This window comes from Streptomyces sp. cg36 (assembly GCF_041080675.1).
Taxonomy (GTDB): Bacteria; Actinomycetota; Actinomycetes; order Streptomycetales; family Streptomycetaceae; genus Streptomyces.
On the sequence record NZ_CP163520.1, the window covers coordinates 7,449,927 to 7,475,477 of the forward strand.

Here is a 25,551-nt window from a genome sequence, read left to right on the forward strand (position 1 = left end):
CCCCTCCGGAGCGAAGGCAGCCATGAACCCGGCCCACGCCACCGTCGACCACGTCTTCACCGTCCCCTTGGACCACCGCGCCCCGGACGGCCGCACCCTCCAGGTCTTCGCCCGGGAGGTGGCCGACCCCGGCCGCGCCCATGAACGGCTGCCCTGGCTCCTCTACCTCCAGGGCGGCCCCGGCGGCAAGTCGCCCCGCCCGACCGCGAGTTCACCGGGCTGGCTGTCGCACGCCCTCAAGACGCACCGGGTGCTCCTGCTCGACCAGCGCGGCACCGGCCGCTCCACGCCCGTGACGGCGCGGGCCGCCGCACGCTTCGCCTCGCCCACCGCCCTCGCCGAACACCTCTCCCACTTCCGCGCGGACGCCATCGTCGCGGACGCCGAACTGATCCGCCGCGACCTGTGCGGCGACGAGCCCTGGGAGACGCTCGGCCAGAGCTACGGCGGATTCCTCACCCTCACCTATCTGTCCCGGGCGCCCGAGGGCCTGCGGGCCTGCTACGTGGCCGGTGGCCTGCCCGGACTCACGGCCACCGCCGACGACGTGTACGCCCGCACCTACCCCCGGGTGCGCGACCGCGTCCACGCCTTCCACGCCCGCTACCCCGGCGACGCGGAACGTCTGCGCGCGATCGCCGACCGGCTCGCCACCGACAACGTCCGGCTGCCCGACGGCGACCGGCTCACCCCGCACCGCCTGCGCACCCTCGGTCTCGCCCTCGGCATGGGCGACGGCTTCGAACGCGTCCACTGGCTGCTGGACGAAGCACTCGACGCGGAGGGCGAGTTGACCGACACCTTCCTGCACCAGATGGGCGGCCTGACCGGGTTCACCGACAACCCGCTCTTCGCCGTCCTCCAGGAGAGCCTGTACGGCCAGGGCGGCGCCCCCACCGGCTGGGCCGCCGCCCGCGCGCTGGCCGACTTCCCCGAGTTCAACGCCGAGACCCGGGGGAGCGCGGCCGGGGAGAAGGGGGACGGCGGTGGTCCGTTCCTGTTCACCGGCGAGATGATGTACCCCTGGATGTTCGAGGAGATCCGCGGCCTGCGGCCGTTCGCCCGGGCAGCCGACCTGCTCGCCCGGCGCACCGACTGGCCGCCGCTGTACGACCTGGAGCGCCTGGCCGCCAACCGGGTGCCGCTGGCCGCGGTCGTCTACCACGACGACATGTACGTGGACGCCGGACTCTCCCTGCGCACCGCCCGCGAGGTCGGGGCCACCCGGGTCTGGGTGACCAACGAATGGGAGCACGACGGGCTCACCGCCTCCGGCGACCGGGTCCTCGCCCGTCTCATGGACCTGGCCGCGGGCCGCGCCTGATCCGCACCCGCCGGGCCCCCGTCCGCCCGAGGGAGCGGACGGGGGCCGTGCTCTCAGGCGCCGACGTACGCGGCCAAATGCTCGCCGGTGAGGGTGGAACGGGCGGCGACCAGGTCGGCGGGGGTGCCCTCGAAGACGAGCCGGCCGCCGTCGTGACCGGCGCCGGGGCCGAGGTCGATGATCCAGTCGGCGTGGGCCATCACCGCCTGGTGGTGCTCGATGACGATGACCGACTTGCCGGAGTCCACGATCCGGTCGAGCAGCCCCAGCAACTGCTCCACATCGGCCAGGTGCAGGCCGGTGGTCGGCTCGTCGAGGACGTACACACCGCCCTTGTCGGCCATGTGCGTGGCCAGCTTGAGCCGCTGGCGCTCGCCGCCGGAGAGCGTGGTCAGCGGCTGGCCGAGGCTGAGGTAGCCGAGCCCGACGTCGGCGAGGCGCTCCAGGATCCGGTGCGCCGCCGGGGTGCGCGCCTCGCCGTCGCCGAAGAACTCCTTCGCCTCCGTCACCGACATCGCCAGCACCTCGCTGATGTCCCGTCCGCCGAAGCGGAGTTCGAGGACCGACGCCTGGAACCGCCTGCCCTCGCACTCCTCGCAGACGGTGGCGACTCCGGCCATCATCGCCAGGTCGGTGTAGACGACGCCGACGCCGTTGCACGTGGGGCAGGCGCCCTCGGAGTTGGCGCTGAACAGTGCGGGCTTCACGTCGTTGGCCTTGGCGAACGCCTTGCGGATCGGGTCCAGGAGCCCGGTGTACGTCGCCGGGTTGCTGCGCCGCGAGCCGCGGATGGGCGTCTGGTCCACCGACACCACGCCCGCCGAGGCCGGGATCGAGCCGTGGATCAGCGAGCTCTTGCCGGAGCCCGCGACACCGGTGACCACCGCGAGCACCCCGAGCGGGACATCGACGTCGACGCCCCGCAGGTTGTGCTTGCTCGCGCCGCGGATCTCCAGCGCGCCGGTGGGCTCGCGCACCGCCTTCTTCAGGGCGGCCCGGTCGTCGAAGTGGCGGCCGGTGACGGTACCGCCCGAGCGCAGCCCCTCCACCGACCCCTCGAAGCAGACGGTGCCGCCCGCCTGGCCCGCGCCCGGCCCGAGGTCGACGACGTGGTCGGCGATCGCGATCACCTCGGGCTTGTGCTCCACGACGAGCACGGTGTTGCCCTTGTCCCGCAGCCTCAGCAGCAGGTTGTTCATCCGCTGGATGTCATGGGGGTGCAGGCCCGTGGTGGGCTCGTCGAAGACATAGGTGGTGTCGGTGAGCGAGGAGCCGAGGTGGCGGATCATCTTGACCCGTTGGGCCTCCCCGCCCGAGAGCGTGCCCGAGGCGCGGTCGAGCGAGAGGTAGCCGAGGCCGATCTCCACGAACGAGTCGAGGGTGTGCCCGAGCGCGGTCAGCAGCGGTGCGACCGAGGGCTCCGCGAGGCCGCGCACCCACTCGGCCAGGTCGCTGATCTGCATCGCGCAGGCGTCGGCGATGCTCACCTGCTCGATCTTCGAGGAGCGGGCGCCCTCGCTGAGCCGGGTGCCGTCGCACTCGGGGCAGGTGGTGAAGGTGACCGCCCGGTCGACGAACGCCCGTACGTGCGGCTGCAGCGCCTCGCGGTCCTTGGAGAGGAACGCCTTCTGGATCTTGGGGATCAGCCCCTCGTAGGTGAGGTTGACCCCGTCGACCTTCACCTTGGTCGGCTCCTTGTGGAGGAAGTGCTGCATCTCCTTCTTGGTGTACTTGCGGATCGGCTTGTGCGGATCGAGGATCCCCGACTCGGCGTACACCCGTACCGTGAAGAAGCTGTCGGACTTCCAGCCGGGGATGGTGAACGCGCCCTCGGCGAGCGACTTGGAGTCGTCGTACAGCTGGGTGAGGTCGATGTCGGAGACCGCGCCGCGGCCCTCGCAGTGCGGACACATGCCGCCGGTGCGCTGGTAGGTGGCCGTCTCCGTCTTCTGGCTGCCGCGTTCGACGGTGATGGATCCGCTGGCCCGTACCGAGGGGACGTTGAAGGCGTACGCGCTGGGCGGGCCGATGTGGGGCTTGCCGAGGCGGCTGAAGAGGATGCGCAGCATGGCGTTGGCGTCGGTGGCGGTGCCCACGGTGGAGCGGGGGTCGGTGCCGAGCCGCTGCTGGTCGACGACGATCGCGGTGGTCAGCCCGTCCAGCACGTCGACCTCGGGCCGGGCGAGCGTGGGCATGAAACCCTGGACGAAGGCGCTGTACGTCTCGTTGATCAGGCGCTGCGACTCCGCGGCGATCGTGTTGAAGACCAGCGAGCTCTTGCCCGAACCGGAGACACCCGTGAACACCGTCAGACGGCGCTTGGGGATCTCGATGCTGACGTCCTTGAGGTTGTTCTCGCGCGCGCCGTGCACACGGATCAGACCGTGGCTGTCGGCGGGGTGGGGCGCGGGTGACTGTTTGTCCGTTCCCGTGGCCATGGACTCGGGCTCCCTCGGTTGGCTGGGGTCGAGCATAGGGAGCGGCGCGGGCGGGCGGGGCCGACATGCCGGAGTCCGGCCGGGCCCCGCCCGCCCGCCGCGTGGCCGGCGGGCGTTTGAGCAGGGTTTCTCAGGCGCGGCAGCGCAGCATCTCCAGTGGAGGCTTCGCCAGGGCGTCCGCCCAGAAGTCCGCGCCGAACTCACGGATGCCCGCGTCGGACACCTGGACGGGCACCCACTCCACGTCGCTGAACCCGGCGGCGCGCAGACACTCCTCGTACACCTCGCGGCGCGGGGCCGTGGCCACGATGCTGATGGGCTGCGGTTCGAGGAGGGCCGTGACGCGCACCCGCGGCCCGGTCCCGGCCTCCTCGCCGGTGGGCTCGCACCGGAACCCGTACTTCTCCAGGGACGGACAGTCGAACCGGTAGTCGGGCTTCTGGGCGAGGACGAAGAACTCCCCGCCCGGCACCAGGTTCCGGTGGATGTTGCGGCACATCCGCTCCATCACCGCCACGTCCTCGGCGTAGTTGAGGCACTGCACCCCCAGCGCGACGTCGAAGTGCCGCTCCAGCGAAGGCAGTTCGGTGACATCGCCGACCTCGTAGCGCACCCCGAGCGGGTCGCGCCGGTCGATGTCCCGTGCGGCGGCGATCATCTCCACGGAGATGTCGACGCCGAAGACGTCGGCGGCGCCGCGCCGCTTGAGCTCCCTGCTGTAGAAGCCGGTGCCGCACGCCAGGTCCAGTACGGACTTGCCGCGCACGTCCCCGACCATGCCCAGGAAACTCGGCACCTCGCCGTACCGCATCAGCGGCAGGGACTTGAACCCCTCGAAAGCCTCACCGATCTCGTCGTACTGCTGCACACCCATGTGCGTCCCCCTTCTGTGCGCTCTCCGGTGCGCGCGGACGCCGGGCCCGCTCGATCAGCGGTGCCCGGGGTCGCGGCCGTGGCGGAAAGTCTGCTCCGCCCGGTCGCGGACCCCGTATTGGCCGATGGCACAGAGAAGTTGGGGGCGCTGCCTCGTATCACCCAACAGCGCGCCGGGCCGCTCAGCGTCCGTCCAGCAGGGGGCCCAATCCGGCCACCAGACGCTCGTACTCCTCCGGCCGGTTGTAGATCTGGCCGCAGACGCGGATCCCGCCCCCGCCCGGCCACGCCCAGACCAGGATCCGGCAGCCCAGCCGGGCCGCGATCTCCTCGCGCAGCGCCGCGGCCTCCTCCTGGGTGCGGGCCAGGCCGGACGGCAGGCGCAGGGCCCGCATGGCCAGGGCCTCGTCGGCGGGCAGGGGCGTCAGACCCGGGAGGCGGGCGAGGAGCTCGGCGCCGTGGGCGGCCAGGGCGCTGTTGTGGGCCCGTACGCGCTCGGCGCCCAGGTCCGCCAGCAGATCGAGGCCCTCGGGCGCGGCGAGCCAGCCCGTGTAGTCGGCGGTGGCCCGGTACTCCACCGCGCGTGGGAAACCCCGGTGGTCCTCCCACGACGGTACGGGCGGGCGCACCCGGTCGCGGTGCGGTGCGGCCACCGCGAGGACGGCGCTGCCCGGCGGCGCGTAACCCCACTTGTGCAGGTTGCCGAACCAGAAGTCGGGCCGTCCGGCCAGCGGGTCGGCGAGCATGCCGGGCGCGTGCGCTCCGTCGACCACCGTGGTCACGCCCCGCTCCGCCAGCTCGGCGAGCAGCTGGGGACCGGCGATCGGCCGGGCGGTGGGCGAGCTGATCTGGTCGAGCAGGGCCACCTTCGTGCGCGAGGTGACGGCGGCGAGCACCGCCTTGCGCACCGCGTCCTCGTCGGCCAGGGCCGGGTCGAGCACGGCGGTGGTCACCCGGGCCCGGCGGGCCGCCGCCGCGACGACGGTGCCGTAGCCGTGGTCGGTGACCAGGACCTCGTCGTCCGGCTCCAGACGCAGGGCGTCAAGCGCGAGGTTGGCGCCCTCGGTGGCGTTGGCCGTGAAGGCGATCCCCTCGGGGTCCGCGCCCAGGTGCGCGGCGACGCGGTGGCGGGCCTCGGCGATCCGGTCGGGGACGCCCAGGAAGAAGGCGTCGGGGTCGGCGTGCGACTCGGCCAGCAGACGGCGGTGGGCCTCGACGACCGGGACCGGTACGGCGCCGAACGACCCGTGGTTGAGGTGGGCCACCTCCGTGCCGAGCCGGAACAGCTCGGGGCCGCCGGGGAAGGGGGTGGGCGCGCTCACCGCACCTCCACGGTGACGGTCCGGCCGGGGGCCACCCGGGTGCGTATGCATGTGTAGGTCACACCGTCCACCACCTTGGTCCGCGCCGGGCGGCGCACGCCGTCCACAGTAAGCGCGGTGTGTGCTCCGGGGAAGCGGGCTTCCCAGGTCCAGGGGGTGGTGCCCGAGGTGGAGGGTAGGGCCGAGCGGTGGGCCCTGTCGTGCCGCAGTGCGAAGGCGGAGCCGCCGACGCGCAAGTCGTCCGGTCGCAGCCGGTCCATCCTGTCGTACCCCCTTGGGTCAGCAACTGCCATGTGACATATTACGTGTTGCCCGCCCTCCCCCTGCCCGCCCTCCGCCCGACGAGGTAGCTGCTGTGACCGAAGCCGAAGTCCGCACCGTCGACTACCACACCGCCGGAGAGCCCTTCCGGATCGTCCACGAGGGGCTGCCTCCGGTCCCCGGTGACACCGTCGCCGAGCGGTTTGCCAATGTGGTCGGCGCGGGCGGCACCCCCACCGCGCCCCGGCGCGGCCCGCTCGACGACATCCGCCGGCTCCTGGTGCGCGAGCCGCGCGGGCACGCCGGGATGTACGGCGGCTTCGTGGTTCCGCCCGACGACGACGGCGCCCACTTCGGCGTCCTGTTCTGGCACAAGGACGGCTACTCCACCGCCTGCGGACACGGCACCATGGCCCTTGGCGCCTGGGCCGTCGACCAGGGGCTCGTCGCCGCCCCGGCGGACGGCGCCGCCCAGGTGCGGATCGACGTCCCCTCCGGGCGCGTCACCGCCACGGTGCACCGCGAGGGCGGCCGTACCACCGCCGTGACCTTCCGCAACGTGCCCGCCCGGGTCACCGCCCGCGCCGTCTCCGTGGCCACCGTCCTCGGCCCCGTCGAGGTCGACCTCGTCCACGCCGGAGCCTGCTACGCCTCCGTCCCGGCCGACCGGCTCAAACTCACCGTGGAACCGGCCGAGTTGCCCGAGCTCGTCGCGGCCGGACGGGAGATCCGCTCCGCGCTGGCCGGACACCCCGGGACCGCGCATCCGGACAACCCGCTGCTCTCCGGCGTATACGGAGTGATCTTCCACGAGGAGCTGCCGCACACCGCCGACGGCCCGGCGCAGCGCAACATCACGGTCTTCGCCGACGGGCAGTTCGACCGCTCCCCGTGCGGCTCGGGCACCTCCGCCCGGCTCGCCCTGCTCGCCGAGGAAGGCCGCATCGCACCCGGCCGGACCCTGCGCCACGAGTCGGTCGTGGGCACGGTCTTCCTCGGCCGTACGGTGTCGCACACGCCCGAGGGCACGGTCACCGACATCACCGGCACCGCCTACCGCACCGGCGAGCACCGGTTCGTACGGGATCCGCACGACGACCTGGCGGAGGGTTTCCTCTGCTGACCGCCACGGCGGACCGTCGCTGTCCTTCACCACTACCGCCCGTGCAGGCGCTCGGTCAGAAAGGCGAGGATCTCGTCCCTCGCCCGCAGGGTGGGGTGTCCGGCCTCGTCGACCAGGTGGGCGGTGACCACGCTGTGGGGTGTTCCGACCGCCTCGCGGAAGAACGGGGGCGGGTCGGTGCGCGCGCAACCGCCGGGCAGGACACGGCCGTCGAAGGCGTCGCCGAGCAGTGCCCGGTAGGCGGCGAACCGCGCTCCCGTGCACCAGCGGTCGTTGTCGAAGCGGTAGGCGAGGACCTTCAGGCCGTCGCGTTCGACGCGTTCCCGTACGGCCCGCGCGTCCTCGTCGCCGAGTTCGAGTCCCCCCGGGTCGTCCAGGGGCAGCGACGGGTGGTTGACGACGGGGGCGACGACGGCCGGTTCCAGCGCCATGGCGAGGGCGAAGTTGCCGGTGAAGCAGAGCCCCACCGCACCGACGCCCGGGCCGCCGCACGCGGTGTGGGCCAGCCGTGCGAGACCGCGCAGCCAGGCGGTGACGGGACTGGTGCCGCCCCCTGCGAACGCGCGGAACTCCGCGCTCACACACGCCCGCCGGACCACCTCCACCCCGGCCTCGGCGGTGGGCACCGCGCCGTCGGCCCCGAAGAGGGAGGGGACGTGCACGGTGAACCCCGCGTCCCGCACCCACCGCGCGAAGCGCAGTACGTCGGGGCTGATGCCCGGCATCTCCGGCATCAGCACCACGGCCGGCCCGGAGCCCGCCACGTACACCGTCTTCACCACCCCGTCCACGGACACGCGGCGGCGGGAGAAGTCGGTGATCGGATCGTCGAGGCGTTCTTCGGCAGCGCACATGGTGACAGAGTGGTCGGCGGACGGGGGCGGCGACGACGGGCGCGATCGCCAGGTCCGGGGGCGATCCCGCCATAGTGGGTGCGCCGGGAAGGCCCCGGCCGGTCCAGGGTGGAGGAGATGAGCGTGAGCGCACTACGGGTCGCGGTCCTGGCCTATCCGGGCTGCTTCGCCTCCGAAGTGTTCGGTGTGCCCGACCTGTTGACCATGGCCACGCATGTGGCGGGACCGGACCGGGCGGGATACGAGGTGTCGATCGTCTCGCCCCGCCGGCGCGTCACCGCGTCGGGCGGCGCGGCGCTGGCGGTCACGCCGCCGCGCGGGACCGACGTCCTGGTCGTGCCCGGCTTCGAGCTCGCGCCCGCCCTCGACGTGGACGCCGCGCTCGCGGCCCTCGCCCCCGAGGCCGCCGCGATCCGCGCCCACGCGGCGGCGGGCGGCGCGGTCGTCTCGATCTGCGTCGGCGCCTTCCTCCTCGGCGAGGCCGGTCTGCTCGACGGCCGCCGGGCCACGACCTCCTGGCTGCACGCCGACGAACTGGCCCGGCGCTGCCCGACGGCGCGGGTGCGGCCGGAACACCTCGTCGTCACCGACAGCGGAGTGACGACGACGGCCGCCTTCAGCGCCATGTACGACTTCGCGCTGGAGCTGATACGCGGGCACAGCGGCACCGGTGTGGCACGGACGACGGCACGGGTGGCGCTCCTCGACGACGCCCGCACCTCCCAGGCGCCCTACGTCGACACCGACCTCCTTCCCCGGCCCGGAAACGCCTTCTCCCAGCGGGTGATGCGCTGGCTCGACCAGCGGCTGGCCGAGCGGTACGACCTCGCCGCGCTCTCCGACGCCTTCCACGTCAGCGCCCGCACCCTGCTGCGCCGCTTCGCGCGCGAGACGGGCCGCAGCCCGCTCGACCACCTCCACTCCTCGCGGGTGCGCCGGGCCCGCCACCTCCTGGAGACCACGGACCGCACGGTCGCGGCCATCGCCGCCACCGTCGGCTACCGCGACGCGGGAACGTTCGCCGCCCTCTTCGCCCGGCACACGGGCCAGCGCCCGAGGGACTACCGCGCGGCCTTCCGCCGCACGCCACCGAGGACGGGACCGGACGTCCGCGAACCGTGAGAACACCCACGCCCCGGTCCCGCCTCCGCCGCCGTCAGCGATGCCCCAGTACGTTGACCACCCGGCCGTTGGGGTCGCGGACGAAGAAGCGGCGTACTCCCCACTCCTCGTCCTGGAGCGGGTGCACGATTTCCGCGCCGCCGGCCCGCACCAGTGCGTAGGCCGCGTCCACGTCGTCCACCTCGATGCTCAGGTCCGGTGCGACGGGTGCGGTCTGGTCGGCGGTCATGATGCTGACCTGGGCTCCGGGCGCGGTGGGGGAGGCGAGCGTCATGATCCAGCCGTGGTCCATGACCTCCTCGAAACCCAGCAGGCCGTAGAACTCCCGGCTCTCCCTCATCGCCTCGGAGGTGATGTTGGGTACCACGCGGCGAACGGTCATCGACGACTCCAAGTGCTGGCAGGACGTGGGGCGTTGGGCTCGTGGGTGTCAGTGCTCGGCGGCGGGTCCCCTGGTGTGCCCGGCGACGACCGCGTCCAGCAGGCCGGGGAAGACCGCGTCGAACTCGTCGCGGCGCAGGGCGTTCATCCGGGAGGTGCCGACGTAATACTGGCGGATCAGCCCGGCCTCGCGCAGTACGTGGAAGTGGTGCGTGGCCGTGGACCTGGCCACCGGCAGGTCGATCGTGCCGCAGCTGAGGTCCTGGCCGCGGGCGTGGAGCTCGCTGACGATCAGACGGCGCACGGGATCGACCAGGGCCTCCAGGGCCTGCTGGATCCCGATCGTCCGGACCTCCGGATGGGGCGGGACGCGCCCCCGGTCGTTCTGCCGCGCCGCTGTCATCGTCCGCGTACCTCCCGCGTCCATCGTACGACACCCATCGAAGTTTGACAGGCGTCGAAGTTTGACGTGTGTCGTACTTCGTGTTTGGCTGAGGCGTGCCGGCACGGAACTCCGCGCCGACGTCAACTGCCAAGAGGGGGCGGCGAGATGGCCAGGACAGTGCGGTTCCACGAGTACGGCGGACCCGAGGTGCTGCGGCTGGAAGAGGTCGAGGTCGGCGCGCCCGGGCCGGGCGAGCTGCTGATCCGGGTCGACGCGATCGGCGTCAACCGCGCCGAGGCGCTCTTCCGCAGCGGCAACTACATCCAGGCGGCGACGGAGTTCCCCGCGCGCCTCGGCGCCGAGGCGGCCGGGGTGGTCGAGGCGGTCGGCCCGGAGGTGACCGGGTTCGAGGTCGGCGCGGCGGTGAGCGTCGTGCCCGCGTTCTCGATGAACTCCTACGGGGTCTACGCCGAGCGCGCCGTCGTCCCCGCGAGCGCGGTCGTGCACCGCCCCGCCTTCCTGGACGCCATCGGCGGCGCGGCGGTGTGGATGCCGTATCTGACGGCGTACGGGGCGCTGGTGGAGGTCGGCGGGATGACGGCGGGGGACACGGTCGTGCTCACCGCCGCGTCCAGCAGCGTCGGCCTGGCCGCCATCCAGACCGCCCACCGCGTGGGCGCGGTGCCGCTCGCCACCACCCGCAGCCGGGCCAAGAGGGACGCGCTCCTCAAGGCGGGGGCGGCCGACGTGATCGTCACCGACGAGGAGGACGTCGTCGAGCGGGTGCTCGGCCTGACGGAGGGCCGGGGCGCCGAGTTCGTCTTCGACGCCGTCGCCGGGCCGGGCGTCCTCGACCTCGCCAAGGTGGTGGCCCCGGGCGGAACGCTCATCGAGTACGGGGCGCTCAGCGGGCAGGAGACCCCGTACCCCGGGTTCGTGCTCGGGATGCCCGCGCTGAACATGCGTACCTACACCGCCCTGGAGACCACCATGGACCCCGAACGGCTGCGCCGGGCCGAGGCGTTCATCAACTCCGGGCTGCGCGGCGGGGCCTTCACGCCCACCGTGGACCGGGTGTTCGGCCTGGACGAGATCGTGGAGGCCCACCGGTACATGGAGGCGGGCGGTCAGGTCGGGAAGATCGTCGTCACGGTCGACCACCACTGATACGACCGCGAGACGGTCGGAGGTGGGCGTGGTGTGTACGGTGTGCGCGGAGTGGGCCTGGCTGCCTGACCGCCTGACCGCGCGTTCGTCTTCGGATGCGTCGCTGGACGGGCCCTATGCGGTGGCGAGTTCCTCGCCGCAGCGGGAGCAGTAGCGGGCGTCCCGCTCCGTCGCCAGACGTCCGCAGTCGGGGCAGACGCGGTCCAGGGCGCAGGGGGCCTCGCCGCCCTCCTCGACGGGCGCGGGGCCGATCCGCAGGCCGGGGCGGCGCTGGTGGACGGAGAGGTACGCGAGTCCGTGCGGGCCCGCGTGCAGCGCCCGCCGCGCAGCCTTCGGCAGCCAGGCGACCGACCCCGGCGCCAGCGGCTGCCGTTCCGTGCCGTCACCGAGGTGTCCCTCGCCCTCGACGACGATCAGCAGGACGTCCAGGGCGTTCTCGACGTGCTCGGGCACGCCCGTACCGGCGGGCAGCCGGACCAGGTTGGCGTCGAGCTGTCGGCCTTCTTCGGCCAGTCTCCACAGCGCGCCCCCCTGCGCCTGGTCGGCCGCGTCGAGCGTCTCGTGGAGGGCGGCCAGCACTCGGGAGGTCTCGGCGGCTCGCAACGGTGTCTCCTGGTCGTCCGGGGCTGAACGCTGACGGCGGCAACGTACCGGATGGGGCACGTCCGCCGTGGTGCATCGCGTTCCGGCGTGCGAGCCCGACGGGTGTGTGGTAGGCCGCTCGCGCGACCGTGGTGGGGGTGTGGGGGCGGCCTCGTTGCGGACGGTGGCGAAGGACCGGACCGGCCAGGGGACTTGTACACCAGAGTGATAGAAAGAGCCTTGAGTGGTCGAGGAATAGTGACCTGTAGCGAATTCGGGGGATCTCGCTGTGACCCAACCGCCCAGTCAACAGCCGCCCAGCCGGCAGCCGTCCGGTGAGCAACCCCCCGGTCAGCAGCCGCCCGGTCAGCACCTGTCCGGACAGCAGCCGCCGCAGCCGTCCGGTCAGCAGTCGCCGCACCAGCCGGTTCCGGGGAATCCGTACGCCCAGCCAGGTGCCTTCGGCCCGGCGGGGCCGGGGCCCGGCGCGTATCCCGCCCCGCCGGCTCCGGGTTACCCGGCGCGGGCTCCGTACCCGGGCGGGTACGGTCCGGCCGGCCCGGCGCTGTATCCGCAGGCTCCGCCCACGCAGCCGGGGAACGGCGGCGGACCGCCGTCCCGGCGCAAGCCGCCCGCGATCGTGGCCGCCGCCGTCGCGGGTCTCCTCGTCGTCGGCGCCGGCGTGTACTTCGCCGTCGACGGCGGCGGCGGTTCCGGCAAGCCCGCGGCGCGGGCGAGCGCGCCCGCCGCCCCCTCCGCGTCCCCTTCCGTCGACCTCGGTGACGGCTCGGGCAGCGGTGACGGCGGGGCGAGCGGCGGCGACGGGTTCAACGACGGGATCAGGCCCGGCGAGGCGCGCGTGTGGGTGCGCGAGAACGAGACCCCGCTGACCTCCGGCGGCGGGCGGCAGTTCGGCCCCTGGCTGAGCGGCGGGATCGTCGCCCGGGCCATGTACAAGGAGGTCACCGGGCACGCGGTGGCGGACGGGGCGCCGAAGTGGAAGGTGGCGCTGGACACTCCGGTGTGCGCCGCCGCGCACGCGCCGACCGCCGACGGCAAGGTGATCGTCGCGACCCTGGAGAACAACACCGCGCGCGCCCACTGCAAGTACCTCCAGCAGATCGATCTGGCCACCGGCAAGGCGGGGTGGAAGATCGAGGTGCCGCAGGAGTCCGCGTACGACTCCACCAACGAGTTCCGGCTGGCGGTCACCGGGAACACCGTCGCCGTCGGCCACAGCGCCTACGCGTCGGGCTTCTCGGTCGCCGACGGCAAGAAGCTCTTCGGCACCTGGAAGACCGACGGCTGCAGCCCGTACACCGTGGGCGGTGGTACGCGGCTGATCGACGTGGCCCTGTGCCCCGTCCCCGGTGACGTCTTCAAGACGCGGCAGCTGGTCGAGGAGCTCGACCCGGCCACCGGCAGGTCCAAGTGGAACTACAAGTACCCGCAGGGGTGGGACGTCGGCCGGGTGTTCTCCACCGAGCCGCTGGTGGTGGCCGCCCGCAACAAGGAGACGAAGGCGTGGAACATCACGTCGTTCGCACCGGACGGGAAGGTCCGCTGGCAGGTCGAGCCGAAGTTCAGGACCGCCGGTGCGTGCGACGGGACGGGCGACGGCAGTGGCGACCTCCTGGGCTGCACCTTCGCGGCGGCCGACAGCGCCACCCTCTACCTCGGCACCGAGGGCACGGGCGGAGCGGTGCTGGGCCAACCCGAGAGCAACGAGGTCGTCGCCCTCGACCTGGCCACCGGCAAGGAGAAGTGGCGCACCAAGGCCGCCGACGGCCGGGCGATGAGGCCGCTGGCCGTCGAGGGCGGCAAGGCGGTGGTGTACGTCCAGCCCGGGCGCGGCCCCGACGACTCGGCCGCGGTCGCCACCATCGCCCCCACCGGAGGCGCGCCGCGGATCGTGCTGCAGAGCCCGGCGGCCTCCGCGGCGACGGAACGCGCCTTCTTCCTGAGCCCCCGCCCGCTCTGGTCCGGCGGCCGTTTCTTCCTTCTCAACGGCAGCGTCCAGAGCCCCACGGCCCAGCACAAGGACCGTACGCTCCTGTCCTTCGGGAAGTGAGGGCGCCGCCGGGACGGGCCAAGGAACGCGGGTGGCTCCCGGGGGGTCTCCCCGGGAGCGCACGCACGGGTCACCGGTGGGTGTGCCGGTCACAACCGGCCGGTGGCGCCGGGGTGTTGGTCATGACCTGCCCTGTCGTGGTGGTGGCGGGCTCCGGTCACAGCCTGCCGTGCACGGCCTCCGGGTCGCCCGCCGCCACCTTGGCGATGCCCGCCCTGGCGCTCGGCACGGGTTCGACGTAGGCGGGTGCGGGGTCGTCCTCGGGGGCGCAGGTCTTGGCGGCGAGGCCCTTGCCGGTGGGCAGGGTGCCGTCGCGGAGGTAGTCGACGAAGGTGTCGTCGAGGCAGGCGTTGCCGTGGAAGAGGATCTCGTGGAAGCTGCCGCCGTTCTGGACGACGAGCTTGGAGCCCGGCAGCGCCTTGTGCATCGCGACCCCGCCGGCGTACGGGGTGGCCGCGTCCTCGGTGGCCTGGAAGAGCAGCACCGGCGGGAGGCCCTTGCCGGTGATCTTCAGCCGTCCCTGGCCGCCCTGGCCGGGCCAGAACATGCAAGCGGCGTTGTACCACATGTTGTTGTACGTGTAGAAGGGTGCGACCGCGTTGACCTTGGCCTGGTCCTTCTTCCAGAAGTCCCAGTCCCGGGGCCAGGCGCTCTCGGTGCACTGGAGGGCGTTGTAGTTGGGGAAGGCGCCGTCGTCGGCGCCGGGTGCGGCGTACCGGTTGTAGGCGATGTTCAGCGGCCGGGTGTCGTGGCGGGTGAGGTAGCCCGAGAGGACGGTGGCCATCCGGGGCCAGCGCAGGAAGTTGTAGCCGCCGCCGTAGAAGGTGTCCTCGAACTCGGCCGGGCCGATCTTGCCCGGGGCGGGCGCGGCGGAGACCGGGTCGGTGCGCAGCGCGTCCTCCACCGCGTCGTACTTCTTGATGACGGTGTCGGCGTCGGTGCCCAGGTGGTAGACCGAGTCGGCCTTGGCGGTCCACTCCGCGAAGGCGCGGAAGCGCCGCTGGTGCTCCTTGTCCTGGAGGACGTTGTGGTCGTACCAGGAGATGGTCGGCCCGACGATGCTGTCCAGGACCATCCGGCGCACGTGCGAGGGGTAGAGCTGGCCGTAGGCGGAGCCCAGTGAGGTGCCCCACGAGCCGCCGTAGAAGCTGATCTTCTCGGCGCCGAGCGCGCGGCGGATGCTCTCCATGTCGCGCGCGCTGTCCACCGTGGTCATGTGCGGCAGCATCCAGCTCCAGTCCGCCGCGCAGTCGGCGGCGTAGGTCGCCGCCTTGGCCAGCCACGCCTTCTCGGTGCCGTGTCCGACCTGGTAGTCGGGCCGCTCGCCGTCGAAGTAGTGCGCGTCGCACACGACATGGGGTTCGCTGCCGTTGGTGCCGCGCGGGTCGAAGCCGATCCAGTCGTAGGTGGCGGCGACGTCGGCCGGGATCTGGCCGGAGACGTACGCGGGCATCCACAGTCCGCTGTCGCCGGGGCCGCCCGGGTTGAGCAGGATCGGGCCCTGCTGGCGGGACTTGGGCGCGGTGGCGGGGAGCCGGTTGAGCTTGACCTTGATCTTCCGGCCGTCCGGCTTGGCGTAGTCCAGCGGGACGTCGAGCATGGCGCACTGGAGGGCGGGAGTGGTGGTGTCGCCGCAGGGCGTCCAGGCCGGCCGGGACAGGCCGGTGCCGGGGGAGTCGGCGGTCGTGGAATCGGAGGTGGCGGCGGCCGGTATCGCGCCGCCGATGACGACGGTGGAGACGGCCATGGCCAGCAGTGCCAGTGGTCTTCGCATGTGCCCTCCTTCGTGGTTGCGCGGCTGTGGGCGCAACAGAGTCAGAGGAATCATGTGACATGTGCAATGTCACAGCGCCAAGGTGGCGGGAGTCTTTGCCCAACCGTGACAGCCTCCCGCGCCCCCGCCGCCGCCCGGCGGGACCAACCGCGCACACGGGGCGATCGCCGCCGTCGCCCCCGAACCCCCACCGAACGCGCTTCGACGGGCCCCGCTGTCACCCCTCACCTGGACTGCATGATGATGTGCGCCATGTTCAACACTTCCCGGCGTGGCCTGCTCGCCGCCTTCGCGGCCTCGGCCGCCTCCGTCCCCCTCAGCGGTCTGGCCGCCGCCCCGGCGCGTGCCGCCGGAACCGCCCCCGCCGTCGAGCCCCTCGCGGCCCCGACCGGCCTGGCCTCGGCCCGCTCCTCGGTGACGCTGCCGCCGCTGAACGCCGCGTACTTCAGCCAGCTGACGCTGAACGCGCCCCTCACCGCCACGGTGGTGGCCGGGGCCCCCACCCGCACCGAGGTCACCTCGGGCGGCCGGCGCGTCGCCCTGCTGACGCACGGGGCCCGCACCGTCGTCCTGTCAGGCCCGGAGCGTACGTTCACCGAGAACAAGAAGCCGTTCGTGGACGACTTCAAGCGCACCCTGCCCGACACCTCGCTGCCCGTGGCCGACCGCTCGTACTGGGGCACCTCCCCGGGCGGCGGCAGCTGGTCCACGCTCGGTCCCGCCGACACCGACTACTCGGTCGTGCCCGGCACCGGTGTCATCAGCCTCACCACCGACTTCGCCAGCCGGCACGCCACCCTCCGGGACGGCGAGATCACCGACTTCGACGTGCGCTCGGTCGCCCGCTTCGACAAGGTCCCCACCGGCCAGGCGTGCTCCTACGCCCTGTCCTTCGGCTACCAGGACACCAGCAACAACTACCGGGCCCGGCTCTCCTTCCTGACCACCGGCGCGGTCGAGCTGCGGGTGGAGAAGGAGGTCGCCGACAAGGTCGACCCGCTGCCCGGCACGACCGCCCTGACGCTGGCCACCGGCGTGCCCGCGGGCACCGACTGGACGATCCGGGTGCGCCGCGAGGGCTCCCGCGTCCAGGTCAAGGCATGGCGTTCCGCCTCGGCCGAACCGGCGGCGTGGACGGTCGAGACCAGCGACGCCACCTTCGGCAAGGGCCGGGTCGGCCTGCGCGCGCTGGCCAACGACGGCTGCACCAACCTGCCGGTCAAGCTCCTCGTCAGCCGCTACCAGCTGGACGAGTCGACGTGGGCCGCGCCGCCGAGCGTCACGCACGGCGACTGGGTGCGGGTGCTGCCCGAGCCCTTCGACGGCACCTGGACCCCGGCGCTGGAGCAGACCGTGCGCGGCTGGGCCGGGTCCACGGCGCCGGACGTCCTGGCGTACGCGGCGATGTTCCTCGCCGACGGCCCCGCGGTGGTCAGCGGCGCCGGACCGGCCAAGGACAAGCAGGTCCTGGGCGAGGCGGGCTACGGCTACCTGGACCCCCAGGGCTACCGGTACGAGGGCGCCGACTTCCACGAGTACATGAACACCGGCTGGACCTTCCCCGACGGCACCTACACCGGCCCGTCGAGCAAGCAGGTGGGCAACCTCGACTGCTCCGGCTACACGCGCATGGTGTACGGCTACCACATGGGCGTTCCGATGGCCGCGGGCGAGGACACCTCGCACACCCGGCTGCCGCGCAAGTCGCGGCACATCGTCGACTACGCGCCCGGCGCGCGCATCGACCGGACGGACGGCACCAACCCGCCCGCCGCGGCCCAGCTCCAGCCCGGTGACCTGCTGCTGTTCAACGCGGACTCCGGTGACGACAACCCGACCGTCACGGTCGACCACGTCGGCATCTACCTGGGCAAGGACGCGGCCGGCAAGCGCCGCTTCCTCTCCAGCCGCAAGACGAACAACGGCCCCACCATGGCCGACATCGGCGGCGCCTCGCTGCTGGACGGCACGGGCACGTACGCCACGAAGCTGCACACCGTCCACCGCATCTGACGGGCCTCGCGCGTACGCCCTCACGGCAAGGAAGTTGACTCCCCGTCAGTCACGTGCGGGACGGGGAGGTCCAGCTCGGCGCGCCGCCGGTTACGCGGGCTGGTTGCTCTTCTCGTAGAAGCCGGCGTCGTGGATGGGCTCCACGTGGACCGTCTCGCCCTGGGCGACCAGCCACTCCTCGCGCAGCCGGGCCGCTTCGTCGTCGGCCTGGGAGGCGGGGACGAGGCGGCCGTCCGGGGTGAGGCGCTGCGGGCTGTCGCCGCACGGGCGCCAGTCGAAGCGGGCGGCGATCTTGAAGAGGTCCTCCTGCGTCAGCGGGCCGCCGTTGTCCTTCTCGGCCTGGAGGGCGGTGGGGTGGTAGTCCTCGTAGCCGCCGGGCATGTGCAGGGTGAGGAAGTGCGCGCCCTCGCCGGGCGGCGTCGCCCAGGTGTGCCGGGTCCCGCTGGTGATGTGGGCCAGGCCGCGCGGCGGCAGCTCCACGACCTCGTCGTCCACCTGCACCAGGAGCCTGCCGGAGACGACGAAGTACGTCTCGGTGGACTCGGCGTGGGTGTGCAGCGGCGGCCCCGACCAGGCCGGGCCCTGGCGGGTCTCGACCCAGGAGGCGGCGCGGCCCGTCATCTTGCTGGAGAGCACGATCTCAAAACCGCGGCGGCCCTCGGGTCGTTCGCCTGGCTGGACGATGTAGGTCATGGAGGCACTCTCTTTCCGCTTGATAACCACTCAAGTTCTGATCTACCGCATCGGGGGCCCGTTCGTCTGCGGGCGGGCGTCCGCAGTCGAACGCGGAGGGGCCGCCGCGACGGGTGCGGAAGGCCCTTTGTCCGAAAGGCGAGTTGGTGGCGGGAAAGAGGTTCCGGCGCGGGAACCGCGCGGTCGGCGGGGCGCTCCCCGACTCGGCTTGCGTCGGAGCGCACTCCAGCAACTGGCGTCCTGAACAGATGATCTCGCGTTGAGGAGGCAGCGGCATGGACGCCGTCCCCACCCGGAATCTCGGCGGCCTGGCGGTCTCCGCGCAGGGGCTCGGACGCATGGGCATGCGCCACGGCCACGGGGAGTCGGACGACAGGCAGTCCCTCGACCGCTCGGGCGGGGGCGTGACCACCGGCCGGCTCGCCCTGGCCCGGGTGCAGAACCGGGGCGACGACGTGGTGCCGATCCCCGGCACCCGGCGCACGCGCCGGCTGGAGGAGGACCTGGCGGCCCTGGAGATCGAGCTGTCCGCCGACGACCTGGCCGCCGTCGAGGCCGCCGCCCCGGCGGAGCGGGTCGCGGGCACGCGTTACGACGCGACGAGCCTGACCTTCGTCGACAAGTGAGGGGGGTCCGGCCGGGCGTCCCCGGCCGGCTACGCGGCGCAGAACTCGTTGCCCTCGGGATCCCGCATGATCCACCAGTGGCCGCCGGGCCCCCGGTCCACCTCGCGCACCCGGGTCGCCCCCAGCTCCTCCAGCCGGGCCACCAGCTCGTCGAGGCCGCCCGGCGCGCCGTGGACGTCCAGGTGGAGCCGGTTCTTGACGGTCTTGGCCTCGGGCACGTCCTGGAAGAGGATCCGACGGCCGCGGCCGGTGCCGCTGGCCTCGTCGTACGGGTCGTCGGGGTGGCGCACCGCGGCATAGCCCCGGAAGACCTTGCGGCCGCGGTGCTCGGCCACCGCCTCCGCGCCGAGCTGCCCGGCGGCCAGCAGCCGTTCGATCAGGGGGGCGGGGTCCTCCACCTCGTACTCCAGGGCCGCGGCCCAGAAGTCCGCCAGGACGGGTGCGTTCGCGCTGTCGACGACCAGCTTCCAGTGCAGTGCCATGGGGCCACTTCTACGGCCCGCGCGGACGGGCCCGCAAGCGGGGGCGGAGGGGCGGCGACATGCGATCTTCGTACGTGAGTGCGAGCCTGGAAGTCGTTCATCCCTCCGAGATCCCCGATGGAGGCCATGTCGTGGGCAAGAAACAGACCCGGCAGAACCGCGGCGCCCGCACCGGCGGCCACGACCGCAGTACGACGTCCGAGACGAAGGCGCCGATGCAGGCACCCCCGGTGCAGGACGTGGTGCGTCCGGTCCCGCAGGAGGTCTCCCACAAGCAGCCGCGGAAGTTCGGCCACAACTGACGCGCCGGTCGCGCGACGGCTCCCGGGAGTGCGGCGGCTGGTCGCCGCCCCGCCGGGAGCCGTGGTCGAGGCGTGTCCGTACTACTTGGCCGGTGACAGCGTGTAGACGTGCTTCGGCGTGACGACGCTCGTGATCGCCCGGCCGACGACGGTGCTCGGCTCGCCGCCCTTGTAGAGGATGTCCGTGTTGAGCAGCGCGATGACCGTCGCCTTCTGCTCCGGCAGGTACAGGGTGAGGTTCTCGTAGCCCGGCAGTGAGCCGTTGTGGCCGATCCAGCCGTTCACATCGAAGATGCCGAGGCCGTAGCTCGCGCCGGTGATGCCGGTGGGCAGGACCTTGAGGCGCTGCTTCTGGGTGGCGGGCGAGAGCAGGGTGCCCGTGGCGAGGTCCTTGGCCCAGTGCTTGAGGTCGTGCAGGTCGGAGATCATGGCCCCGGCCGCCCAGGCCCAGCTGGGGTTCCAGTGGGTGCTGTCGGCGACCTTCCCGCTGAGCGTCTGGTTGGTGTAGCCGTGGGCGTGCGGGCGGGGGAACTCGGCGCCCTTGGGGAAGAGCGTGCCGTCGAGGTGGCTCGGCCGCAGGATCCGGTGCTCGACGACGTCCCGCAGGCTCTTGCCGGTCATCTTCTCGACCACCAGGCCGAGCAGGACGTAGTTGGAGTTCGAGTACTGGAACTTGGTGCCCGGGGCGGACGTGTTGGAGTGCTTGTAGCCGTAGGCCAGCAGCTCCTGCGGCGTGAAGGCGCGCTGGGGGTTGCTGAGGAGCGCCTTCACGAAGTCGGCGTCCTCGCTGTACGGGAACAGGCCGCTGCGCATCTCCAGGAGGTGGCGCAGCGTGATGTTCCGGCCGTTGGGCACGCCCTTGACGTACTTCGCGACCGGGTCGTCCAGGTGTGCCCGGCCGCCGTCGACGAGCTCCAGCAGCGCCGTGGCGGTGAACGTCTTGGTCACGCTGCCGATGCGGATCTTCATGTCGTCGGTCATGCGCTCGCCGGTCTTCTTGTCGGCGACGCCGAACGCGCGCACGTAGCTGCCCTTGCCGGGCAGCCAGACACCGACCTGCAGACCGGGGAGGTTCAGCTGCTTCATGGCCTCCCGCACGGCCTTGTCGAGCTTGGCGCTCAGCTGTGGGCTCAGCTCGTGCCGCGGGAAGTCGTGGTCGTCGTCGCCCCTGGCGGGGGTGGCGGACACGGGCGGCGCCGCCTGCGCCGGGGCGCCGGCCAGCGGCAGCAGGCCCACGACGGCCAGTGCGGCGGCGGCCAGGGCGCGGGCCGCCGCCGAGCGGTGGGAAAGGGGGCGTCTTGTCATGTTCTGGGCCTCTCGTCTCGGTTCGTCTGCCGAGCAGATCGTCCGCGACGAGGAGTCCGCGTCACGCCCGCCGGGGGCGCGGACGGGGTGAACTTGACGCCGATCCACCCGATCGGCCCTGTACGGGGTGGGGGTGAGGGGTTCGCCGGGGAGGGGCGTTCTCCGTGCCGCTCCTTGCGCTTCTCTTCTCGAAGCGGGATAGTGATTCGAAAAAAGAAGCACCCGTCAGGCTTGGAGGGATGCCGCATGCCGCGCATCGATCCGCTCGATCCGCCCTACCCCGCACCGATCGGCCGGGCTCTGCGCAGATGGATGCCGCCGGGCGCGGCGCACGAGCCGCTCACGCTGTTCCGGGTGCTGCACCGCAACCCTGAGCTGGCGTCCCGCATGTTCGCGCTCGGCGCGGGGCTGCTCGGGCATGGCCTGCTGCCCGCCGCCGACCGGGAGCTCGTGATCGCCCGTGTCACCGCCCGGGCCGGCTGCGGATACGAGTGGGGAGTGCACGCGGCGACCCTCTCGCGCCAAGTCGGCCTCACTCAGGCGCAGTTGGAGGCCACCACCGAAGCCGACCCCTTCTCGCGCGCCACCTGGTCGCCGCCGCACACCGCGCTGCTCCGGGCGGTCGACGAACTGCACGACACCGCCCACCTCTCGGACGCGGCGTGGGAGGCGCTGCGCGCGCACTACGACGAGGAGCGGGTACTGGAGTTCCTCGTCCTCGCCGGGTGGTACCGGACCATCGGCTATCTGGCCAACGGGCTCCTGCTGGAACCCGAACCCTGGGCAACCCCCTTTCCTGAGACGTGAGTCGGCCTCACCGGGCCAGGAACTGGGCGCAGCGGTACGGGCCCAGGGAGGACTCGTCGTTGGCGAGGGTGACCTGGACGTCGTCGGGGCGCACCTTCTCGGCCTTGTGGAGGAACGCCTGGGCGCGGGCGAGCGTGCAGATGAGCTGGCCGTCGGCGAGATGGTCGGGGCCGGTTCCGAAGTAGGTGCCGGGCGCGTGGAGGGTGATGCGGGTGCCGCTGCCGGTGACGCTGTAGCTCCGCAGTTCCACCAGGTTGGTCAGCCCGCGCTCCTGTTCGTCGCGGGTGGGCCCCGAGGCCAGGAGCTTGAGCGAGCCCTCGGGGTTGGTGATGGTGAAGCCGGGACGGGAGACGGCCTGGAGGGCGGAGTCGCGCACGTAGTAGATCCGCAGGGCCTGGGTGAGCCCGGTGGCGGGCTCACCGCCGCTCATCACCCCGCTCGACGGGATGCCGCACCCCGAGGTCAGGGCACCGGGCAGCACGGTGAGGACGAGCGCCGCCAGCGCGGCACGGGTACGGGTCACGGGGAGGGATCCTCCGAGGACGGGGAGGGGAGCGGTGACGGGGCCGCCGTGTCGCCGGTGCCGTCGTCGGCGCCCGTGTGCAGCGGCAGCCGCAGGGTGAAGACGGCCCCCGGGCCGTCGGTCCGGTTGGCGGCGGTGATGGTCCCGCCGTGCAGCCGTACGTTCTCCAGGGCGATGGCGGTGCCCAGCCCGCTTCCCTCGGAACGGGTGCGGGCCGCCTCGGCCTTGTAGAACCGGTCGAAGACATGGGCCAGGGCCTCGGGCGGCAGCCCCGGACCCCGGTCCGCGACGGTGATCGTGGCGGTACCGGTGGCGGGGGTGGCCCCGGCGGACGTGGTGGATGCGGTGGTCCCGGCGGGCGCGTCGCCGTCGCCCGGCTCCGGCGACGCGTCCACGGTCAGCGTCACCTCCACCGGCGGTGCCCCGTGCCGGAGCGCGTTGCCGACGAGGTTGGCGACGGCCACGTCCACGCGGCGCCGGTCGGCCGCCGCCCGGACGTCCGGGGCGAGTTGGGTGCGCACCCGGCCGGTCCAGCCGCGCAGGGCGAGGGCCGACCGTACGACGTCGCCCAGATCGGTGTCGGCGCGGTGCAGCCGGGCCGCGCCCGAGTCGAAGCGGGACATCTCCATCAGGTCGTCGACCAGCCGCGACAGCCGTGCGGTCTCGGCGCTGACGGTCCGGGCCGCGTGGGCGGCGTCCGGCGGCAGCTGGTCGGCGTCCTCGTCCAGGACCGTGGCCACCATCGTCATCGCCGCCAGCGGGGTGCGCAGCTCGTGCGAGACGTCCGCGACGAAGCGCTTGGCCTTCGCCTCCTGGTCGCGCAGCTCGCCCACGCTGGCCTGCAGCGCGTCGGCCGTGGTGTTGAAGTCCGCCGCCAGCTGGGCGAGTTCGTCGCTGCCGCGCGGCTCGACCCGCACGCTCAGATCGCCGTCGGCGAGCCGGTGGGTGGCCCGCCCCAGATCACGGACCGGCCTGAGCACGGTCCGGGCGGCGAGCAGGGCGAGCAGCGCGGTCAGCGCCAGCACCGGGAGCAGCCCGTCGCGCACGGCGTCGAGCAGCGCGGCGGTGTCGTCGGCCTCGTCCCTGAGCGGGGTGACGGCGAAGACCTCCAGCCGGGAGGCGCCCCCGTTCTCGTAGGTGACGGGAAGGCCCGCCGCCAGGTACGGCTCGCCGTGGAACGTCACGCGTTGCAGGGCGGCGCGGGAGCCCCCGCGCACGGCGGCGCGCAGCTCCGCCGTGACGCGCGACTGGTCGGCCGCCGGGTCGGAGGCGCCGGACACGTTCTCGTACCGGGCGACGACCAGGGGAGTGCCGGCGAGCCCGGCGGCGAGCGTACGGGCGAACGCGGTCAGCGCGCGCTGGTCGGGCGGCAGGTCGACGTCCGGGGCGAGCGCGTCGACGCGGGTGCGCAGGTCGTGCTCGAAAGTGGCCTGGCTGCGGTGGAGCACGGCGTCGCGGGCCTCGCGGTAGGCGAGCGCGGTGGCGGTGACGGTGCTGAGCAGCGCCACCAGGACGCAGGTCACCACCAGCCGTCGGCGCAGCCCGCCCCAGCGCCACCGGGAGCCCTTCGGGCCCTTCGCCGCGCGGGACGCGGTCTCCGTACCGGCCCCGGCCCGCGCCGCCCCGGTCACAGCGGCCCGAAGCGGTAGCCGAAGCCGCGTACCGTCTGGATGTAGCGGGGGCGGGCGGCGACGGTCTCGATCTTCGCGCGCAGCCGTCCCACGGCCGCGTCCACGATCCGCGAGTCCCCCAGGAAGCCGTGGTCCCACACGCTGCGCAGCAGTTGCTCGCGGCTGAAGACCTGCCCCGGGGAGGCGGACAGCTCCAGCAGCAGCCGCAGTTCGGTCGGCGGCAGGGCAACGGGCGAGCCGTCCTTGGTGACGGTCAGCGCGGCCCGGTCGACGCACAGCCCCGCGTACTGCTCGGCCGTGCCGCGCGGGCGGGGGTCGGCCCGGCGCAGGGCGGCCCGGATGCGGGCTTCCAGGACCGGGGCGGTGACCGGTTTGACCACGTAGTCGTCGGCGCCCGCCTCCAGACCGCGCACGATGTCGCTGTCGTCGCCGCGCGCGGTCAGCATGATCACCGGCAGGGTGGCCGAGCGCTCGCGGACGCGGCGGCACACCTGGAAGCCGTCGAGCCCGGGGAGCATCAGGTCGAGGACGGCCAGTTCGACGGCCCGCCCCTCGGGGGAGTCGAGCAGGGCGAGCGCCGCCTCGCCGGTCGCGGCGGCCGACACCTCGTATCCGTGGCGGCGCAGCACCAGCTCCATCCCGTCCCGTACGGAAGCGTCGTCCTCGATCAGCAGTATGTGGGCCACGCCCCGATTATGGGTGCAGACGGACGGCCGTTCACGCTGGTCAGGGCCGCACGGCCGGGATCGGGGCGCATTGTTACGTGCTCATCATGCGGCCATGGAGAGCTCATCATGTCGGCCGCCGAGCGTGGCCGCCATGACGAACCGTACGACCGAACGCGCCGCCCGGCGCACGACCCGGGCCGCCCGGCCGAGCCGCCGCGCCGCCGTCCTCGCGCCGCTGCTGGCCTTCGCCGTGGCCTGCGGCGGCTCCGACGACCGGGCCGACGAACTTCCCGCGGCTCCCGGCACCCCGGCCGCGGGCACCAAGGGCGGCGCCGGGCAGGAGTCCCCGGCGGCGGCCGGCAAGGGCGCCTTCTACGACGCCCAGATGAAGTACGTGCGCTGCATGCGGACCAAGGGCGGGGTCAAGGACTTCCCCGACCCCAAGCTCAGCGGCTACCTCGACTGGGCGAAGATCGACGCCGTCACGGACCCCAACGGCAAGGGCGAGGAGCAGAAGGGCGGCAAGAACGGGGCCTGTGCCTCCGAGCTGACCGACGCCTTGAAGCTGGAGCCGCCGCACGACGTCCAGCGCGACTACGAGTCGATGCTGGCGCACGCCAAGTGCATGCGCGAGAAGGGCGTCTCGTCCTTCAAGAACCCCGTCGTCTCCGACGGCAACGTGATGCCCGGCGGCGAGCCCGACCCCGCCTCGCCCCGCATCGACACCAGGTCGCCGCTGTACAAGCAGGCCCGGGAGGCGTGCAAGGACGAGCTGCTCGACGGCCTGGACGGTATGCAGTGAGGCGCGCCCGGTGGCTGGCCTC

The 25,551-nt window shown here is 72.9% G+C and carries 24 protein-coding genes and 1 pseudogene; 10 read left to right on the forward strand and 15 right to left on the reverse strand.

Features of this window, described 5'->3' with window-relative positions; translation table 11 throughout:
• The first annotated feature begins 22 nt into the window (after nucleotides 1–22).
• Entirely contained in the window at nucleotides 23–1,324 is a 1,302-nt protein-coding gene (locus AB5J87_RS32885) for an alpha/beta fold hydrolase (RefSeq protein ID WP_369382147.1), read from the forward strand.
• Nucleotides 1,325–1,377: 53 nt separating this feature from the next.
• Here the strand turns inward: AB5J87_RS32885 and AB5J87_RS32890 are convergent, their stop codons facing one another.
• From AB5J87_RS32890 to AB5J87_RS32905, 4 genes are all read right to left on the reverse strand, one after another.
• Entirely contained in the window at nucleotides 1,378–3,762 is a 2,385-nt protein-coding gene (locus tag AB5J87_RS32890) for an ATP-binding cassette domain-containing protein (protein ID WP_369382149.1), read from the reverse strand.
• A 130-nt stretch (nucleotides 3,763–3,892) separates the two neighbouring features.
• A complete protein-coding gene (locus tag AB5J87_RS32895; RefSeq protein ID WP_369382152.1) occupies nucleotides 3,893–4,636 on the reverse strand; it encodes a class I SAM-dependent methyltransferase in 744 nt (247 codons plus the stop codon).
• A gap of 181 nt (nucleotides 4,637–4,817) precedes the next feature.
• A complete protein-coding gene (locus AB5J87_RS32900) occupies nucleotides 4,818–5,957 on the reverse strand; it encodes an aminotransferase class V-fold PLP-dependent enzyme (protein ID WP_369382155.1) in 1,140 nt (379 codons plus the stop codon).
• Nucleotides 5,954–6,217: a hypothetical protein gene (locus AB5J87_RS32905; protein ID WP_369382157.1), complete on the reverse strand. Its 264-nt coding sequence runs from the start codon at nucleotides 6,215–6,217 to the stop codon at nucleotides 5,954–5,956. The genes AB5J87_RS32900 and AB5J87_RS32905 overlap by 4 nt, the downstream gene beginning before the upstream one ends.
• A 95-nt stretch (nucleotides 6,218–6,312) precedes the next feature.
• Between AB5J87_RS32905 and AB5J87_RS32910 the strand changes: the two genes are divergently transcribed.
• The gene (locus tag AB5J87_RS32910) at nucleotides 6,313–7,341 is read left to right on the forward strand and encodes a proline racemase family protein (RefSeq protein ID WP_369382159.1); all 1,029 of its coding nucleotides are present in this window, start codon (nucleotides 6,313–6,315) and stop codon (nucleotides 7,339–7,341) included.
• A 32-nt stretch (nucleotides 7,342–7,373) separates the two neighbouring features.
• Here the strand turns inward: AB5J87_RS32910 and AB5J87_RS32915 are convergent, their stop codons facing one another.
• Nucleotides 7,374–8,195, reverse strand: a complete 822-nt coding sequence (locus AB5J87_RS32915; RefSeq protein WP_369382162.1) for a dienelactone hydrolase family protein — start codon at nucleotides 8,193–8,195, stop codon at nucleotides 7,374–7,376.
• A gap of 123 nt (nucleotides 8,196–8,318) precedes the next feature.
• Here AB5J87_RS32915 and AB5J87_RS32920 point away from each other — a divergent pair, with 123 nt between their 5' ends.
• Nucleotides 8,319–9,317 carry a GlxA family transcriptional regulator gene (locus AB5J87_RS32920; RefSeq protein ID WP_369382164.1) on the forward strand — a complete coding sequence of 333 codons (999 nt, stop codon included), beginning with the start codon at nucleotides 8,319–8,321 and terminating at the stop codon, nucleotides 9,315–9,317.
• A 34-nt stretch (nucleotides 9,318–9,351) separates the two neighbouring features.
• Here the strand turns inward: AB5J87_RS32920 and AB5J87_RS32925 are convergent, their stop codons facing one another.
• Together AB5J87_RS32925 and AB5J87_RS32930 are read right to left on the reverse strand one after the other, a co-directional pair.
• Nucleotides 9,352–9,699, reverse strand: coding sequence for a VOC family protein (locus AB5J87_RS32925; RefSeq protein ID WP_369382167.1), 348 nt, complete (start codon nucleotides 9,697–9,699; stop codon nucleotides 9,352–9,354).
• Between the two features lie 48 nt (nucleotides 9,700–9,747).
• Nucleotides 9,748–10,101, reverse strand: a complete 354-nt coding sequence (locus AB5J87_RS32930; RefSeq protein WP_369382169.1) for an ArsR/SmtB family transcription factor — start codon at nucleotides 10,099–10,101, stop codon at nucleotides 9,748–9,750.
• A gap of 147 nt (nucleotides 10,102–10,248) precedes the next feature.
• Here AB5J87_RS32930 and AB5J87_RS32935 point away from each other — a divergent pair, with 147 nt between their 5' ends.
• Nucleotides 10,249–11,250, forward strand: coding sequence for a zinc-dependent alcohol dehydrogenase family protein (locus tag AB5J87_RS32935; RefSeq protein WP_369382171.1), 1,002 nt, complete (start codon nucleotides 10,249–10,251; stop codon nucleotides 11,248–11,250).
• A 114-nt stretch (nucleotides 11,251–11,364) separates the two neighbouring features.
• Here the strand turns inward: AB5J87_RS32935 and AB5J87_RS32940 are convergent, their stop codons facing one another.
• Nucleotides 11,365–11,829, reverse strand: coding sequence for a hypothetical protein (locus AB5J87_RS32940; RefSeq protein WP_369383742.1), 465 nt, complete (start codon nucleotides 11,827–11,829; stop codon nucleotides 11,365–11,367).
• A 643-nt stretch (nucleotides 11,830–12,472) separates the two neighbouring features.
• On the opposite strand from AB5J87_RS32940, the gene AB5J87_RS32945 reads away from it, so the two are divergent.
• Nucleotides 12,473–13,903, forward strand: a complete 1,431-nt coding sequence (locus tag AB5J87_RS32945; protein ID WP_369382174.1) for a PQQ-binding-like beta-propeller repeat protein — start codon at nucleotides 12,473–12,475, stop codon at nucleotides 13,901–13,903.
• A gap of 157 nt (nucleotides 13,904–14,060) precedes the next feature.
• On the opposite strand, the gene AB5J87_RS32950 is transcribed toward AB5J87_RS32945, so the two are convergent.
• On the reverse strand, nucleotides 14,061–15,677 hold the full coding sequence (locus AB5J87_RS32950) for an alpha/beta hydrolase (protein WP_369382176.1): 1,617 nt from the start codon (nucleotides 15,675–15,677) through the stop codon (nucleotides 14,061–14,063).
• 252 nt (nucleotides 15,678–15,929) lie between these two features.
• Here AB5J87_RS32950 and AB5J87_RS32955 point away from each other — a divergent pair, with 252 nt between their 5' ends.
• Complete coding sequence (locus tag AB5J87_RS32955) at nucleotides 15,930–17,690, forward strand: NlpC/P60 family protein (protein ID WP_369382178.1); 1,761 nt, start codon at nucleotides 15,930–15,932, stop codon at nucleotides 17,688–17,690.
• 90 nt (nucleotides 17,691–17,780) lie between these two features.
• Here AB5J87_RS32955 and AB5J87_RS32960 read toward each other — a convergent pair whose 3' ends face one another.
• A complete protein-coding gene (locus tag AB5J87_RS32960) occupies nucleotides 17,781–18,383 on the reverse strand; it encodes a cupin domain-containing protein (RefSeq protein WP_369382181.1) in 603 nt (200 codons plus the stop codon).
• Between the two features lie 401 nt (nucleotides 18,384–18,784).
• Here AB5J87_RS32960 and AB5J87_RS32965 point away from each other — a divergent pair.
• Nucleotides 18,785–19,009: pseudogene (locus AB5J87_RS32965) on the forward strand (aldo/keto reductase); the annotation flags it as partial.
• A gap of 29 nt (nucleotides 19,010–19,038) precedes the next feature.
• Here AB5J87_RS32965 and AB5J87_RS32970 read toward each other — a convergent pair.
• Nucleotides 19,039–19,491: a VOC family protein gene (locus AB5J87_RS32970; RefSeq protein ID WP_369382184.1), complete on the reverse strand. Its 453-nt coding sequence runs from the start codon at nucleotides 19,489–19,491 to the stop codon at nucleotides 19,039–19,041.
• Between the two features lie 131 nt (nucleotides 19,492–19,622).
• On the opposite strand from AB5J87_RS32970, the gene AB5J87_RS32975 reads away from it, so the two are divergent.
• Entirely contained in the window at nucleotides 19,623–19,793 is a 171-nt protein-coding gene (locus AB5J87_RS32975; protein WP_369382186.1) for a hypothetical protein, read from the forward strand.
• Nucleotides 19,794–19,874: 81 nt separating this feature from the next.
• Here AB5J87_RS32975 and AB5J87_RS32980 read toward each other — a convergent pair whose 3' ends face one another.
• A complete protein-coding gene (locus AB5J87_RS32980) occupies nucleotides 19,875–21,098 on the reverse strand; it encodes a serine hydrolase domain-containing protein (RefSeq protein ID WP_369382188.1) in 1,224 nt (407 codons plus the stop codon).
• Nucleotides 21,099–21,344: 246 nt separating this feature from the next.
• Here AB5J87_RS32980 and AB5J87_RS32985 point away from each other — a divergent pair, with 246 nt between their 5' ends.
• Nucleotides 21,345–21,905, forward strand: a complete 561-nt coding sequence (locus AB5J87_RS32985) for a carboxymuconolactone decarboxylase family protein (protein ID WP_369382190.1) — start codon at nucleotides 21,345–21,347, stop codon at nucleotides 21,903–21,905.
• 7 nt (nucleotides 21,906–21,912) lie between these two features.
• On the opposite strand, the gene AB5J87_RS32990 is transcribed toward AB5J87_RS32985, so the two are convergent.
• From AB5J87_RS32990 to AB5J87_RS33000, 3 genes are all read right to left on the reverse strand, one after another.
• A complete protein-coding gene (locus AB5J87_RS32990) occupies nucleotides 21,913–22,428 on the reverse strand; it encodes a hypothetical protein (protein WP_369382192.1) in 516 nt (171 codons plus the stop codon).
• Nucleotides 22,425–23,969, reverse strand: a complete 1,545-nt coding sequence (locus AB5J87_RS32995; RefSeq protein WP_369383743.1) for an ATP-binding protein — start codon at nucleotides 23,967–23,969, stop codon at nucleotides 22,425–22,427. Before AB5J87_RS32995 ends, AB5J87_RS32990 begins: the two co-directional genes overlap by 4 nt.
• Before the next feature lie 86 nt (nucleotides 23,970–24,055).
• Nucleotides 24,056–24,745 carry a response regulator gene (locus AB5J87_RS33000; RefSeq protein WP_369382193.1) on the reverse strand — a complete coding sequence of 230 codons (690 nt, stop codon included), beginning with the start codon at nucleotides 24,743–24,745 and terminating at the stop codon, nucleotides 24,056–24,058.
• A 133-nt stretch (nucleotides 24,746–24,878) separates the two neighbouring features.
• On the opposite strand from AB5J87_RS33000, the gene AB5J87_RS33005 reads away from it, so the two are divergent.
• Nucleotides 24,879–25,529, forward strand: coding sequence for a hypothetical protein (locus AB5J87_RS33005; RefSeq protein WP_369382195.1), 651 nt, complete (start codon nucleotides 24,879–24,881; stop codon nucleotides 25,527–25,529).
• Nucleotides 25,530–25,551 lie beyond the last annotated feature (22 nt).

Excerpts from the sequence above, each read along its gene's own strand:
- AB5J87_RS33005 (WP_369382195.1), top strand. The coding sequence starts at position 24,879 with ATGACGAACCGTACGACCGAACGCGCCGCCCGGCGCACGACCCGGGCC.
- AB5J87_RS32935 (WP_369382171.1), top strand. The coding sequence starts at position 10,249 with ATGGCCAGGACAGTGCGGTTCCACGAGTACGGCGGACCCGAGGTGCTG.
- AB5J87_RS32890 (WP_369382149.1), bottom strand. The coding sequence starts at position 3,762 with ATGGCCACGGGAACGGACAAACAGTCACCCGCGCCCCACCCCGCCGAC.
- AB5J87_RS32905 (WP_369382157.1), bottom strand. The coding sequence starts at position 6,217 with ATGGACCGGCTGCGACCGGACGACTTGCGCGTCGGCGGCTCCGCCTTC.
- AB5J87_RS32960 (WP_369382181.1), bottom strand. The coding sequence starts at position 18,383 with ATGACCTACATCGTCCAGCCAGGCGAACGACCCGAGGGCCGCCGCGGT.
- AB5J87_RS32915 (WP_369382162.1), bottom strand. The coding sequence starts at position 8,195 with ATGTGCGCTGCCGAAGAACGCCTCGACGATCCGATCACCGACTTCTCC.
- AB5J87_RS32925 (WP_369382167.1), bottom strand. The coding sequence starts at position 9,699 with ATGACCGTTCGCCGCGTGGTACCCAACATCACCTCCGAGGCGATGAGG.
- AB5J87_RS32930 (WP_369382169.1), bottom strand. The coding sequence starts at position 10,101 with ATGACAGCGGCGCGGCAGAACGACCGGGGGCGCGTCCCGCCCCATCCG.
- AB5J87_RS32895 (WP_369382152.1), bottom strand. The coding sequence starts at position 4,636 with ATGGGTGTGCAGCAGTACGACGAGATCGGTGAGGCTTTCGAGGGGTTC.
- AB5J87_RS32985 (WP_369382190.1), top strand. The coding sequence starts at position 21,345 with ATGCCGCGCATCGATCCGCTCGATCCGCCCTACCCCGCACCGATCGGC.
- AB5J87_RS32885 (WP_369382147.1), top strand. The coding sequence starts at position 23 with ATGAACCCGGCCCACGCCACCGTCGACCACGTCTTCACCGTCCCCTTG.
- AB5J87_RS32950 (WP_369382176.1), bottom strand. The coding sequence starts at position 15,677 with ATGCGAAGACCACTGGCACTGCTGGCCATGGCCGTCTCCACCGTCGTC.
- AB5J87_RS32970 (WP_369382184.1), bottom strand. The coding sequence starts at position 19,491 with ATGGCACTGCACTGGAAGCTGGTCGTCGACAGCGCGAACGCACCCGTC.
- AB5J87_RS32980 (WP_369382188.1), bottom strand. The coding sequence starts at position 21,098 with ATGACAAGACGCCCCCTTTCCCACCGCTCGGCGGCGGCCCGCGCCCTG.
- AB5J87_RS32955 (WP_369382178.1), top strand. The coding sequence starts at position 15,930 with ATGTTCAACACTTCCCGGCGTGGCCTGCTCGCCGCCTTCGCGGCCTCG.